This window comes from Humibacter albus DSM 18994, from assembly GCF_000421825.1.
GTDB classification, from domain to species: Bacteria; Actinomycetota; Actinomycetes; order Actinomycetales; family Microbacteriaceae; genus Humibacter; species Humibacter albus.
The window spans coordinates 521,309-534,290 of sequence record NZ_ATXT01000011.1; the positions used below are offsets into that span (position 1 = coordinate 521,309).

Sequence of the window (12,982 nt, forward strand, 5' to 3'; positions counted from 1 at the left end):
CTCGTCCGGCGTCGATCGGCGATTGGTTCGCCGGCGATCTGGTCTCCGCGGAAGAATGGCCGAATGCCCCGCTGGTTGAGAGTCGTACTGCCCGCCGTCCTGATCCTGGTCTGGCTGACGCTCGCCGGAGTGGGCGGACCGTTCTTCGGGCGCGTCTCCGAGGTGTCGAGCAACGATCAGGCCAGCTATCTTCCGGCCAGCGCGGACGCCACTCAGGTCGCCGACCTGCAGGCGAAGTTCAGCGGAAGCGATTCCGTGCCGGCGATCGTGGTCTACGCGCGCTCATCGGGCCTGTCCAAGGCGGACCTCGCCGCCATCTCGGACGACACGAAGAAGATCGCCGACCTGCCCGGCGTGAAGGGAGACGTGTCGCCCGCCGTCACGTCGAAGGACGGCAAGGCGGCCGAAGTCTTCGTGCCGTTCGCGGACGACTCGAACCTCGACGCCCACGTGGCGGGACTGCGGGGCCACCTCGACTCGAGCACGCCCGATGGCGTGCGAGCCTACGTGACCGGACCGGGCGGGTTCACCGCGGACCTGGTCGCCGCGTTCGGGGGAATCGACGGCATTCTTCTCGCCGTCGCGCTGGCGGCCGTGTTCGTCATCCTCGTCATCGTGTACCGATCACCGCTGCTGCCGGTTCTCGTTCTAGCCACATCGATGTTCGCCCTCTGCGTCGCCCTGCTCGTGGTCTGGTGGCTGGCCAAGTGGGGCGTGGTGCAGCTCAGCGGCCAGGTACAGGGCATCCTGTTCATCCTCGTGATCGGCGCGGCCACCGACTATTCGCTGCTCTACGTCTCCCGATACCGCGAAGCGCTGCGGGATGAGCGCAGCAGGTGGAGTGCCACGTGGGCCGCCCTCCGCGGCGCGTTCGGGCCTATCGTCGCCTCGGCCGGCACCGTCATCGTCGGCCTGCTCTGCCTGCTGTTCAGCGATCTCAACTCGAACAAGGCGCTCGGCCCCGTGGCATCCATCGGCATCGTGTTCGCATTCCTGTCCGCCATGACGCTTCTGCCGTCATTGCTCCTCGCGTTCGGACGTGCGGCATTCTGGCCGGTGCGGCCGAAGCTCGGGTCGGAGCATGCGCAGGTGGTCGGACCGGACGCGCATGGCTTCTGGGCGCGTGTGGCCGGCTGGATCCGCGGGGCTCCGCGCATCATCTGGATCGTGTGCACGCTCGCGCTGCTGGCCGGCGCCACCGGTGTGCTCCAGCTGAAGGCCGACGGCATGCCGCAGAGCGATCTCGTGCTCGCGCATTCCGACGCACGTGAGGGCCAGAACGTACTCGCCGAGCACTTTCCGGGCGGCTCGGGCAGCCCGGCCCTGGTGGTCGGCCCGAAGTCCGAGCTTCAGGGCATGGCCGACCTCCTGTTGGCTCACGATGGAGTCTCGTCGGTGTCCGTCGTTGCGAAGGGCTCCCCCAGCGGAAGCGCCTCCGTGACGAAAGACGGCGTGCAACCGCTGATTCCGAGAAGTCCAGCGCCCGAGCCGACGGTGGTGAACGACGACGTGATGCTGCAGGCCACGCTCACGCATGCCGCGGACTCGGATGCCGCCGAATCGACCGTCCGCTCGTTGCGGCATGATCTGACCCGGCTCGACGACGGCATCCTGGTGGGCGGCGTCACCGCGGTCTCCATCGACTCGAACGACGCGTCGATTCACGATCGCAACATGATCATTCCGATCGTGCTTGTCGTGATCCTCGTGATCCTGATGCTGCTGTTGCGGGCGGTCTTGGCACCGGTGCTGCTCGTTCTCTCCGTCGTCGTCTCGTTCGCGGCCTCACTCGGTGTCTCGGCATACGTCTTCAACGGCATCTTCCGCTTCCCCGGCGCCGATCCCGCAGTGCCGCTGTATGGATTCGTCTTCCTCGTGGCGCTGGGAATCGACTACAACATCTTCTTGATGACCCGTGTTCGCGAGGAGACCATCCTGCACGGAACGAGGCAAGGCATCCTGCGTGGGCTCGCCGTCACCGGCGGAGTGATCACGTCGGCCGGGCTCGTTCTGGCTTCGACGTTCGCGGCACTCGGGGTCATCCCGATCCTGTTCCTGGCACAGATCGCCTTCATCGTCGCATTCGGCGTGCTCGTCGACACGCTGATCGTGCGATCGCTGCTCGTCCCGGCGGTCTCCTATGACATCGGGCGCGCAATCTGGTGGCCGTCGAAACTCGGGCGGAAGGGCACTCGATGACCACCGGTGCGGCACGCGATCCTACGAGGTCGGTGGTGTCGATGGGGGCGGGTTCTTCGACAGGTCGATCGGCCTCTTCTGCGTACGCGGTGTCCAGCAGAAGCCGGCCTTGCTGCCGTCGACCTGGCCCGGGCAGGTACCCGTGGGAGGCGCCGGCGTCGTGAAGGTGACCTCCGGAAGCGTCCACGTCTCGTTGCCGAGCACGATGTGCAGATTGCCGGTGAGTTGCCACGCCGGGATCTCCGCTTCGATCCAGCCGGAGTAGTCCGGAGGCACATAGACGAAGTTCTCGATCTCGGAAGAGTTGCTTGTGCCCCATTCATGGTCGAAAGTGACCTTCACCTCGACCTTGATCACGTCTTGGACTTCGATATCGACCGGGGAGTACGAGCCACCGACTTCCATCGTCGTGCCGTTGTCCCATTCCTGTGCCCAGGTGTGCTTGCTGTTCTCCTCTGTGTAGTTGTACTGGACATCGCCGACCGTCACGTACGGCATCATGGTCGTCGTCAGTGTCGGCTTCGGGTCGAACGTGCAACTCACGTTGGCGTTCCCGAGCTGACAGAGCTTGTTCACCAGTTCGAGCTGTTGTTGCTTGTCGGTCACCACCTTGGTCTGCTTGGTCGCATCGGTCACGTCCGCGCCGTGCGCATCGTGGCTGCAGGTCCACGCCGCGTCGTCACTGACGCAGCCGAAGGAGGTCTCATGTGATGGCCAGCCCTTGCCGTTCTGATACGCCGAGACGTGCACGGCCGGACCGCCGGCCCCGATCGTGTAGTCGATCGTGGTGCTGCTCGGAGTGACCTGCCCCGCGGGGCCGTTGTAGTTGACCGCGAGCTGGAAGTAGATGATCTGCCCGGGTTGGATGGTCTGGCCCGGATAGGGGAACTCGTCGCCGAACGTATGGCTCCAGCCCTGGTCCTGATTCCCCGCCTTGTCGGTCGCGACCCGCACCTGCGTGGTGATCAACGGCTGATCGGTCAGGTTCCGCACGCTGAACCTATCGGGGCTGGTGGTTTGCGCGGCTGCCGCCGGACCGTGCGGCACGGCCAGCATCGCTCCCGCCAGCACGAGCGCTCCTACGGCCGCCCAGACTCGTCCGCTCAGAATCGTCACTTCGTGCCGCCCTTCGTGCTGCGGGTTCGGCTTACGCAGCCCGACCTCTCCTTCGCCGTCATCGGCCGGGACGCGAACTCCAGGACACCGTGGGCCGTCGGTGAGGTGTCCGGCGCATCGAAGGTGACGCCCGTCAGCTCGTAGACGTACCATTGCGGTCCATTCGCGCCGGGCACCGTGGCACCCGCCTCGCGGATCGTCAGGTCGCCTGTGGCTCTCAGCAGCGGAGCTGCCCGGTAGGCGAATCCCTCGGTGTGGTCCGGCAATTCCATCTCGTCTTCCACCTTGGTCGTGTTGCTGCTGCTCCAGGTGACGCTGTACGACGCCTCCACCGCCTGCTTGACGACCTTGCCGAGCTCCACGGACACGCTCACTCCCAAGGTGTCGCTCTCTTCCGTCGTCTGAGACGTCGAGACCTTCTTGCCGCCGGCCGCACATGCCTCAATCGGGGACAGCAGCCTGAGTTTGCCGAGCACCGGCACCGGCACACTGGTCGGGGCGAACGCGCAGGTGATGTTGGCGATGGGGTCGTTGCACAGCGTGCTCATCAGGTTCGCCTGGCGGGCTTTGTCGGATGCCGGCACCACGTTGATGCTCGACAGGCTGTCGCCGCCGGTGGCGCCGAACCGGCCAGTCGATGCGGACCGCCCGGCGGACGGAGTCGACGTCGCAGCCACATTGTGGATGCCGGCGGCGGTGCACCCGGTGAGAAGCGCGACGACGACAGCGACCACGGCCAGACGCGCGGCAGCCCGCCTTCTGAGACGAGGGTCGGCCCCGCCGTCTCGGCGCCCGGCCGGCGGTGTCATCCGTGACCGCCTACTCATGTCGGTTCCTCTCCCGTCGACGAGCCCGGTTCTGGGGCCAGCAGTTCCTCCACGAACCTGCGCAGCTCGTCGCATCCGTCGAAACGCGCAGACCTGCCACTGACCACGTGCTCGACACGACCAGCCCACACAGCCCCCGTTCCGCTCCGCGCAGGCCGGCGGAGCTGGACGACGAAGGCACGATCGGCGGGGAGGCCGACGGTGCCGTCTCGCTTCCGCTCGGCAGCGGATTCACTGCTCATCGTTCGCTCCGCACCCATGAGCCGGTTGCCATGACGTTCTGACGGTAGGGCGGAGGCCGAGCGCAAGTCCTTCGAAAGTTCTCCGAAGTTCTACGGAAGTTCCGGCTGGGCCTGCTCGGAAAGGGACTCGAGCAGGTCCCGGGCGAGCGCCAGGTCCCGCGTGTCCTGGCCCTCGGTGAACCACGCGTAGACCTTCGAGAGCAGTGCGCGGGCCTCTCCGCTCCTGCCCGTCTCACGCCACCGCCGAGCCAGGCTGGTGGCGGCGCGCAATTGGAACGAGCGTTCCGGCCGGCCGGCCGCAACCCGGTACGCACGCTCGAGTGCCTGCTCGGCGTACGCGGTCGTCGTGGGGCGGTCGGCCTCTCCCGAGGCTTCGGCTCCGGCCAGCAGCAGTTCGCCGCGCAGCCTCAGCAGCTCGGGTTCGCCCTGCAGATAACCGGTCCGTTCGATGGCATCCAGACCGGACTGCACCGCGTCGAGCCCCGCCCCGACCTCCCCGGCGACGAGGCAGATCTCGGCCATCAGACACCGGAACAGGGTGTCACCGATACCGGCAAGGCTCATCCATCTCTCCATGCCGTCCTGGATGCGCGCGAGCCCGCCTCCGAGATCGCCGAGCGTCGCGGCCGCCCAGCCCGCGATGATGGCGCTCCCCGCACGCCAGAGCGGCAGCTCGTGCTTGACGCTGATCGCCTGCAGCTCTTCGGCGAGCTCGCGTACCCGCTCCGCCTCGCCGCACAGCAGGTACACCGTCGCGGCGAACCACAGCGCCCTGGCCAGTCCGGCCGGAATCTCCTGGGCGCGAGCCTCCTCCAGCGCCGCGGCGGCGTGCAGCCGGGCCTGGTCCGGATAGCCGAGGTGCCAGAGCGCAACGGCGCCGTACAGGTGCGCGGCGACATCGAACTCTTCTCCGACGAGCAGAGCGAGTTGGCGATGCTCGCTCGGCCGATACGTACGGAGCATCCGCTCGGCGCGTTCCCGGATCAGGGCATGCCGTCCGTTTCGGCTGTCCGAGCGCATGTGCAGAAGATCGTCGACGAGGCGGACCACAGGGTCTGGATCGCGCTCGACGAGCGCATCGACCTCCTGCACATACCGCAGCATGGCGTCGCCATCGCCGTCCATCATCGCGGCGTTGTGAAGTCCGACCACCGCCGTGAGCAGTGCTCGGTCGTCCCCGTTCTCGACCGCCAGTGCGCGCAGCCGCAGGCAGCCTTCGTAATAGCGCGGCTCGCGCCATCCCCAGGTCGCGGCGGCGGCCACCGTCTGAACACGGCGTGCTGCGAGTTCCACTCGCGAGCGCTCTGCCGGCTCCGGCACACGATCCAGCATCTCCAGCACTTTCGTCGTGTGGGCCAGCGCCTCGGGGTACGAGGAGCGGCCGAGTGCGCCCGTCGCGGCGAGGATGAGTTGGTTCGCGGCAGCCGGGTAATCGCGACCCCGTTCGTAGTGCATTCCCAGTTCGCCCGCGACCTGTACCGGGCTGGACGCGAAGCCGGCGGCCACGCGGGCCGCGATGCCGTGATGCACCTCGGCACGGCGCGCGGGGCCGAGTCGCTCGTAGAACACCTCCCGGTACATCTCGTGTGCGAAGCGGTACCGGCCCGTGAGCGTGCCGTCGGGCCACTGCGCCTCTCCGGCGGGGCGCAGCAGAGCGTGCGCGCCGGCGATCCGCGCGCAGCGCTCCTCCACATGCGCGGCGCTGACCGACGCTTGTCCCGCCAGTCCGGCTCGGACCGCCTCCACCGTGAACTCGCTTCCCACCGCCGCAGCCACGGTGAGGAGGCGTCGGTCTGTGTCATCCAGTGCATCGACTTGGCGCTCGAGCATGTCGCGAACCGTGTCCGGCACGCCCAGAAGTGCCAATCTGTCCCTGGCTCGCACGCCGACGTGCTCGGCATCGTCGATGAGCAGGTCGTGCCCGATAAGGAAGTCGGTCACCGCGACCACGAACAGTGCGTTGCCTTCGGTGCGTTGGTAGACATCCGCGATCAATTCCGGCGATGGTAACCGCGGCGCCAACCGTGCCGACAGATATTCCGCGACCTCGTCGACGGACAGCAGCTCCAGCGTCAGCTGACGGCAGAGTCTCCGCGAGCGCAATTCGGCCACCACCTGCACCAGCGGATGCTCTCGGGCGATGACCTGCGCCGGGCGGTACGTGCCCACGATCAGCAGGCGCGCCACCTCGCGTCGCCGCGCCACGTAGCCGATCAACTCGGCGGTCGGTCGATCCGCTTCATGCAGATCTTCCAGGACCAGCAGCAACGGACGTTTCGCACTCAAGGTCTCCACCGCGACGGCGAACTCGCGCATCATCCGTGCGGCAGACACTCCACGAAAGGCCTCCCCACGGTCCGATTCCGCGCTGTCGAGCCCGGGCAACTGAGCGAGCCAGCTCGGCGCGCAATCGCGCAACACCTCGAGCACCAGGCCGGCCCCCGGTCCGCGAGCCAGTCCGCCCCATGCCTGCAGCACGGGCAGATACGCCTCGCCCGCGCCGAATTGCTCCACACACTGCCCCCAGCCCACCAGACACTCCGGGCCCGACATGAACCGGTCGACGACAGCGGTCTTCCCCGTGCCCGCCGCCCCGGTGACGAACCCGACGCGCGGACCGCCGGCAGAAGCGTCCGACCACCAGCTCTCCAGCGTCGCGAGCTCCGACTCTCGCCCCACGAACAGGCGCGGCGGCACGACGCGCGGTGGTGACGTCGTCACGTCCGCGATCAGGCGGTAACCCCGTCGGTGCGCCGTCGCCACGAACCGTGGGTGGGCTGGATCGTCGTCGAACAGCCGCCGCAGCTCGTTCACGCACCCCGACAACGCCGCATCGCCGACGAATCCCTCCGGCCAGACCGCGTCCAGTAGTTCACGTCGGCTGACCACCTGGTCTGGATGCGCGACCAAAACCGACAACACAGCTGCGGTCTTCGAGCGCAATGCCACTTCGGTGTCAGAACGCCACAGTCGACCGCTGTTCGGCTCGAAGCGGAACCCCGGGAGATACACCACATTCCCCCGGCCGCCGGCGGACCCCGAACGCTCCACGCACAAAGCGTAACCGCGCTCGGGCGCAGCCGCACCGCGTTGTCGCTGAGCCATTGCCGGCCGACGCGCCGGGCACCCGGGAGCGCTCCTCACCGACCCGAAGCGGCTGGTTCTCACCGGAAGAACGCCTCGGAGCACGCAACGGCTGAGCGAGCTGAATACGGCGCGCCCGAAACCGTCCACTCGTTCTGGCCGATAAGTCCAAGGCCTCGGTCTCGGGCGCCCACCTGAGCAACGAAAAAACCTTGCCCGCGATCACGCGAGGCAAGGTTCGAACAGTCGAATTTACGTGGATCTGAGGGGACTCGAACCCCTGACCCCCTGCATGCCATGCAGGTGCGCTACCAGCTGCGCCACAGACCCTTGAACGCTCACTCCGCCATGCGGAGCAACCTCATCAGAGTACTACATCCGCACCCGCGGTCACGAATCGAGGGGCGCTCAGGCCTCGCTCCCGACGGGCAGTTCGAACGGCACCGTCGGGCAGTCCTTCCAGAGACGTTCCAGAGAGTAGTACGTGCGATCCTCCTGGTGGAACACGTGCACGACCAGGTCACCGAAGTCGAGCAGAATCCAGCGACCCTCCGAACGTCCCTCGCGTCGCAGCGTCTTGATGCCCGCCTCGTTCAACCGATCTTCGACCTCGCCGGCGATCGCGATCACGTTGCGCTCGGAGTTCCCGGATGCCAACAGGAAGATGTCGACGAACGGGAGCGGGCTCGACACGTCCAACGCCACGAGATCGGTCGCCGCCTTCGCGTCGGCGGCCTCGGTGGCCACTTGAAGCAGTTCGCGCGCGCGTGCGGACGCGGTCATACGGATGTCACCTCGGAGGTATCGGGGAAGAAGAGCATGGGCGAGTGCACCACAGTGCACCCGACGAACAGGCGTCGCGCACCGGCGGGACGCGCGCGGAAAGAATCAGAACGCATGGAAGACGTAGCCTGCGACGAGCAGCGCGGCCACACCCAGTGCAAGGAAAGCGGCAGTCACGGCCAACACGACGGGAAGCTTGTTCCCGCGGGCCTTCGGCGGTGCGATCATGCCGCGCGTCGACGTGTGCGTCGCCACTGCCTTGCTCGCACGCACCGGCGCCACGGTCGACGTCGCGGGGCCGGCGTCGGTCTCCTCGAACAGCCGGTCGATGTCCGACGAATCGAAGTGATCCGGATGCTGTCCCGTCGCTCCCAAGGAACGCGGCAGGTCGATCGACCCCGTGACGATCACCTCGCCGGTACTCGTCAGCGGCGATCCCGAAAGCCCGCTGATCGGAACCGAGGGCAGGATCAGCGCGTTCGCCGTCGTCACGGTGCCCGTCGACACCGCCGATCGAGGTGTCGCGACACCGGTCGCAGACCCGCCATCGTCGTCCATCGTCGACCAGTGGCCGCCCGCGCGGGCACGCAACTGAGGGTCCGTGGCCGGTCCCGGCACGTTCGCTGCTCCGGTTGAGCTGCCATCACTCCGGCCTCCACCGGCGGCCGGGGTCGAACTCGGTCCGCCCGGGAGGGGCGTGGACGCCACAGCGGTCGCTGCCGCTGATGCCGGCACCGCACGGATCGGAGTCGCGTCCTCGCCGCGGGAGGCGGGTGCGGCCGGCGGCACGATGCGGTGAGCGGTCTCGCTTACCGCATCCCGTGCCGTCTCGGGCTGCGACGTCGTGGGCAGGGCCGCGTCGTTCGGTGCTGCCGGGACGACAGGCGCGAAGGGAACCGATCGAGCCTCGCCGACTGCGGTCTGCTGCACGGCAGCCGAAGGCGACGAGCTCTCGGAGAGCTCCGCTGCCGCCTGAGCCTGCTGCATCGCTCGAAGCTCGCGGCGGGTCAAGGGGTGGCCGTCGGGCGCAATCGCCATGCCCGATGCGGGTGTATGCGCGGCGGAAGCCGGCTTCGGCGCGGCATCGTTCGTTCGTTCGTTCGAGAATGCCGAGGGCGGACTCCAAGGGTTCTCTGCCGGTCGCTCACGCGGCTCGGCCGCGGTCGCGCTGCCGAACGGCGCCGCGGGGGACGCAGCGGGTTCCACCTCGCGTGCCTCCGCTGTCGGGAGCGGCGGCGTGTACGAGACGGGTGCGACCACCGGCGCTGTCGCGCGGTCCGACGGCACCGCGCTGTTCGCCGGGCCACCCGCGTGGGATGCCGCCAACAGGCTGTCGAAGGAGAGTTCCTCGTAACGGGGGGTGCGGGGCCGCGTGGGCGGACCATCCCGTCGGCCCGTCTCGGGCGAGACCTCACGCTGTGCTGAGGCGAAGGAATAGGGAGTGGCGACCTGAGGAACCTCGCCCGCACGAGTCGGCGCGACAGTCGCCGCACGGCGCGACACAGACTGTCCGTCTGCTGCCGGAGAACCTTCGCGCTCAGCGGCGCGCTGATTCTCTCGTGCCTGTCGCCGCGTCAGTGGCGGCTGGTCTTGCCACGACGTCATGCCACACTCCGGTAAAGGTGATGCTTGGAGATGTACTGGACAACTCCATCGGGTACGAGATACCAGACAGGGAAACCCCTGCTGACACGGCTCCTACAGTCGGTCGACGAGATCGCCAATGCCGGAACCTCCAACAAGCTTACGTCGCCGTTGGGTAAACCCGTCACTTCCAACAGATGTCCCGGTCGACTCACAGCGACGAAGTGCGCGAGTTTCCAGAGCTCCTCCGCGTCGCGCCAGCTCAGGATCTGCGCGATGGCGTCGGCTCCCGTGATGAAGAAGAGGTCGGCGTCGGGTCGAGCCACTTGCAGATCGCGGAGCGTGTCGATCGTGTAGGTCGCGCCCTCTCGATCGATGTCGACGCGGCTCACCGTGAACCTCGGGTTCGATGCCGTAGCGATCACGGTCATCAGATAGCGGTGCTCCGCTTCGGTGACGTCGCCCTTCTGCCACGGTTGTCCCGTCGGCACGAACACGACCTCATCGAGATCGAACGACTGGGCGACCTCGCTCGCGGCAACCAGGTGGCCGTTGTGAATGGGGTCGAACGTTCCGCCCATGACACCGACGCGTTGGCGACGCTGCCCGGACGGCTCCCCCGAGAGCGCTGACGGCCGCATGCGAAGGCGGCTCAGTGTTCCTCGGGACCGGGGTGTCCACTGCCGTGGTGATACGCACCGGGTGCGCCCGCGTGCTGGGCGGCATCCGGGTCGGCCTTGTGGCTGTGGCGGTTCGCCACGTCACGATAGGTCCAGGTCACGAAGGCGAGAGCCGTGAACACGCACAGCACGACGATGCCGAGAACCCAGGGCTGCACGGTGTACGCACTCGAAGTGCCCTCGGCGATGGCTGCTGCAACGATCGACATGCGACTCTTTCCTTTCGCGGCGGATGCCAGGTCTCCAGTTTACCCATGAAAGCGCTTCGCCCTGCGGCCCCGTGCGGCGCGGCCGCCGGTGGCGGCGTGCGCATGCGCGGCTACTCGCGCGCCTGGCCGGTGCCGCGCACGATCCACTTCGTGCTGGTGAGCTCAGGCAGGCCCATCGGCCCGCGGGCGTGGAGCTTCTGCGTCGAGATGCCGACCTCCGCGCCGAACCCGAATTCCCCGCCGTCCGTGAACCGTGTCGATGCATTCACCATCACGACTGCCGAATCGACCTCGGCCAGAAACCGCTCCGCGTTCCCCAGGTCGTCCGTGATGATCGACTCGGTGTGCTTCGTGGAATAGCGGCGGATGTGCGCGATCGCCTCGTCGAGAGAGTCGACGACGCCCACCGAGACATCGAGGCTCATGTGTTCCGTCGCCCAGTCCTCGTCCGCGACCGGGACAGAGTCCGAGAAAATCGCCCTGGCGCGCGCGTCCGCGTGCACGGTGACCCCGTCCGCGCGCAGCGCCGAGAGCACGGGTGGCAGCAGCCGGGATGCCGCGTCTCGGTGCACGAGGACCGTCTCGACCGCGTTGCACACGCTCGGACGCTGCACCTTGGCATTGCGCACGATGTCGACGGCCCACTGCTCCTTCGCGCTCGCGTCGAGCACGATGTGCACGACGCCCGCACCGGTCTCGATCACAGGGACCGTCGACGACTCGACCACTGTGCGAATGAGATCCGCGCTTCCCCGCGGGATGAGCACGTCGACGAGGCCCCGAGCCTGCATGAGCATTGTGCCGCCTGCGCGACCGAACTCGTCCACCGTCTGCACGGCATCCGGGGAGACTCCTGCGGCGGCTATGGCCTGCTGGATCAGCTGAACGAGCACGCGGTTGCTCGACTCCGCCGCCCGGCCGCCGCGCAGCACGACGCAGTTCCCGCTCTTCAGGGCGAGCGCTGCGATGTCGACCGTCACATTCGGCCGAGCCTCGTAGATGGCACCGACGACGCCGAAGGGCACCCGGACCTGCTGGATGCTCACGCCGTTCGGCAACCTACTGCCGCGAACCGAGGTGCCGACGGGATCGGGCAGCGCGATCACATCGCGCACGGCCCGCGCCAGCGCGCGAACCCGCTTCTCGTCGAGCGACAGCCGGTCCAGAAGCCCAGCCGACAGGCCGTTCTCGCGTCCACGCGCCAGGTCGTCGGCGTTCGCGGAGAGGATCGCTCCGACGTTCTCGGTGAGGGCGAGCGCGATCTGCTCGAGCGCATCGTTCTTGCGTTCGGTCGTGGCCGTGGCGAGCGGGATCGCCGCGCTCTTCGCCGCCTCGAGCTTGTGAGTGAACGCGGCGACATCGCTCGTCGCGGGCGCGGATTCGAGCACGGTGCTGACCATGGCCTCAGTTTATGAGGTGGCGCGCAGCTCTGTTCCGGCGTCCCGCACCACGGGTGCGAACCAGGTGCCGACGCGCTCGCCCGCAAGGGCGCGGGCCACCAGCTGGGTGGACGTGAGCAGCACCGCGCTGCCCGCAGATGCCGCATGACGTGCCGCCGATACCTTCGTCACCGCTCCCCCGGTTCCGACGCCCGCGAGACCCGTCGGCCCGATCTCCACACCCGCCAGCTCGTCGTCGGCCGCGACGAAGCCGATCGGTTCCGCACCCGGCTCGTGCGGTGGGCGTGTGTAGAGCGCGTCCACGTCCGAGAGCAGCACGAGCAGGTCGGCGCCGATCAACGTCGCCACCAGGGAGGCCAGGCGGTCATTGTCGCCGAACCGGATCTCGTGCGTGGCGACCGTGTCGTTCTCGTTCACGATGGGCAGGATGCGCAGATCGAGCAGGCGCTCCATGGCCCGCTTCGCGTTCGACCGGTGTGTGGGATTCTCCATGTCTCCCGCGGTGAGCAGCACCTGGCCGGCGACGATGTCGTAACGGTCGAAGCTGTCCTGGTAGCGATAGATCAGCACGTTCTGTCCCACGGCCGCTGCAGCTTGCTGAGTCGCGAGGTCGCTCGGACGCCCCGTGAGCGAGAGATACGGGATGCCCGTGGCGATGGCGCCGGAGGAGACCAGGACGACCTGGGTTCCCCGACCATGGGCGCGGGCGAGGGCATCCACGAGAGGACCGATCTGGTGGGCGTTGTCCCCGCTGATCGATGACGACCCGACTTTCACGACGATGCGCCGGGCGGCAGGGATCAGGTCACGATCGGTGATCACCATCGGTGGGATGTCCTCGCTCTTCCTGTTCGTCGT

General features: G+C 67.8%; 12 protein-coding genes and 1 tRNA gene. 3 read left to right on the top strand and 10 right to left on the bottom strand.

Going from position 1 to position 12,982, the window contains the following annotated elements:
• Nucleotides 1-63: 63 nt before the first annotated feature.
• The gene (locus H623_RS0103815; protein WP_022899624.1) at nucleotides 64-2,199 is read left to right on the top strand and encodes an MMPL family transporter; all 2,136 of its coding nucleotides are present in this window, start codon (nucleotides 64-66) and stop codon (nucleotides 2,197-2,199) included.
• 21 nt (nucleotides 2,200-2,220) lie between these two features.
• Here the strand turns inward: H623_RS0103815 and H623_RS0103820 are convergent, their stop codons facing one another.
• Both H623_RS0103820 and H623_RS0103825 read right to left on the bottom strand, forming a co-directional pair.
• Nucleotides 2,221-3,315: a hypothetical protein gene (locus H623_RS0103820; RefSeq protein ID WP_022899625.1), complete on the bottom strand. Its 1,095-nt coding sequence runs from the start codon at nucleotides 3,313-3,315 to the stop codon at nucleotides 2,221-2,223.
• Nucleotides 3,312-4,049, bottom strand: a complete 738-nt coding sequence (locus H623_RS0103825) for a hypothetical protein (protein WP_022899626.1) — start codon at nucleotides 4,047-4,049, stop codon at nucleotides 3,312-3,314. The genes H623_RS0103820 and H623_RS0103825 overlap by 4 nt, the downstream gene beginning before the upstream one ends.
• Nucleotides 4,050-4,126: 77 nt before the next feature.
• Here H623_RS0103825 and H623_RS0103830 point away from each other — a divergent pair, with 77 nt between their 5' ends.
• Nucleotides 4,127-4,426: a hypothetical protein gene (locus tag H623_RS0103830; RefSeq protein WP_157560866.1), complete on the top strand. Its 300-nt coding sequence runs from the start codon at nucleotides 4,127-4,129 to the stop codon at nucleotides 4,424-4,426.
• A 48-nt stretch (nucleotides 4,427-4,474) separates the two neighbouring features.
• On the opposite strand, the gene H623_RS0103835 is transcribed toward H623_RS0103830, so the two are convergent.
• From H623_RS0103835 to H623_RS17625, 4 genes are all read right to left on the bottom strand, one after another.
• A complete protein-coding gene (locus H623_RS0103835) occupies nucleotides 4,475-7,435 on the bottom strand; it encodes an ATP-binding protein (RefSeq protein ID WP_169514887.1) in 2,961 nt (986 codons plus the stop codon).
• A gap of 290 nt (nucleotides 7,436-7,725) precedes the next feature.
• A tRNA-Ala gene (locus tag H623_RS0103840) sits at nucleotides 7,726-7,798 on the bottom strand.
• 78 nt (nucleotides 7,799-7,876) lie between these two features.
• A complete protein-coding gene (gene rsfS / locus H623_RS0103845) occupies nucleotides 7,877-8,251 on the bottom strand; it encodes a ribosome silencing factor (protein WP_022899629.1) in 375 nt (124 codons plus the stop codon).
• Between the two features lie 105 nt (nucleotides 8,252-8,356).
• Nucleotides 8,357-9,238 carry a hypothetical protein gene (locus H623_RS17625; protein WP_022899630.1) on the bottom strand — a complete coding sequence of 294 codons (882 nt, stop codon included), beginning with the start codon at nucleotides 9,236-9,238 and terminating at the stop codon, nucleotides 8,357-8,359.
• A gap of 49 nt (nucleotides 9,239-9,287) precedes the next feature.
• Between H623_RS17625 and H623_RS0103855 the strand changes: the two genes are divergently transcribed.
• Nucleotides 9,288-9,605, top strand: coding sequence for a hypothetical protein (locus tag H623_RS0103855; protein ID WP_022899631.1), 318 nt, complete (start codon nucleotides 9,288-9,290; stop codon nucleotides 9,603-9,605).
• A 247-nt stretch (nucleotides 9,606-9,852) separates the two neighbouring features.
• Here H623_RS0103855 and nadD read toward each other — a convergent pair whose 3' ends face one another.
• From nadD to proB, 4 genes are all read right to left on the bottom strand, one after another.
• The gene (gene nadD, locus H623_RS0103860) at nucleotides 9,853-10,476 is read right to left on the bottom strand and encodes a nicotinate-nucleotide adenylyltransferase (RefSeq protein WP_022899632.1); all 624 of its coding nucleotides are present in this window, start codon (nucleotides 10,474-10,476) and stop codon (nucleotides 9,853-9,855) included.
• 11 nt (nucleotides 10,477-10,487) lie between these two features.
• Nucleotides 10,488-10,724: a 4-hydroxybenzoate polyprenyltransferase gene (locus H623_RS0103865; protein WP_022899633.1), complete on the bottom strand. Its 237-nt coding sequence runs from the start codon at nucleotides 10,722-10,724 to the stop codon at nucleotides 10,488-10,490.
• A gap of 110 nt (nucleotides 10,725-10,834) precedes the next feature.
• Nucleotides 10,835-12,124: a glutamate-5-semialdehyde dehydrogenase gene (locus tag H623_RS0103870; RefSeq protein WP_022899634.1), complete on the bottom strand. Its 1,290-nt coding sequence runs from the start codon at nucleotides 12,122-12,124 to the stop codon at nucleotides 10,835-10,837.
• A gap of 9 nt (nucleotides 12,125-12,133) precedes the next feature.
• Nucleotides 12,134-12,949, bottom strand: coding sequence for a glutamate 5-kinase (gene proB, locus H623_RS0103875; RefSeq protein WP_022899635.1), 816 nt, complete (start codon nucleotides 12,947-12,949; stop codon nucleotides 12,134-12,136).
• Between the last annotated feature and the right edge of the window lie 33 nt (nucleotides 12,950-12,982).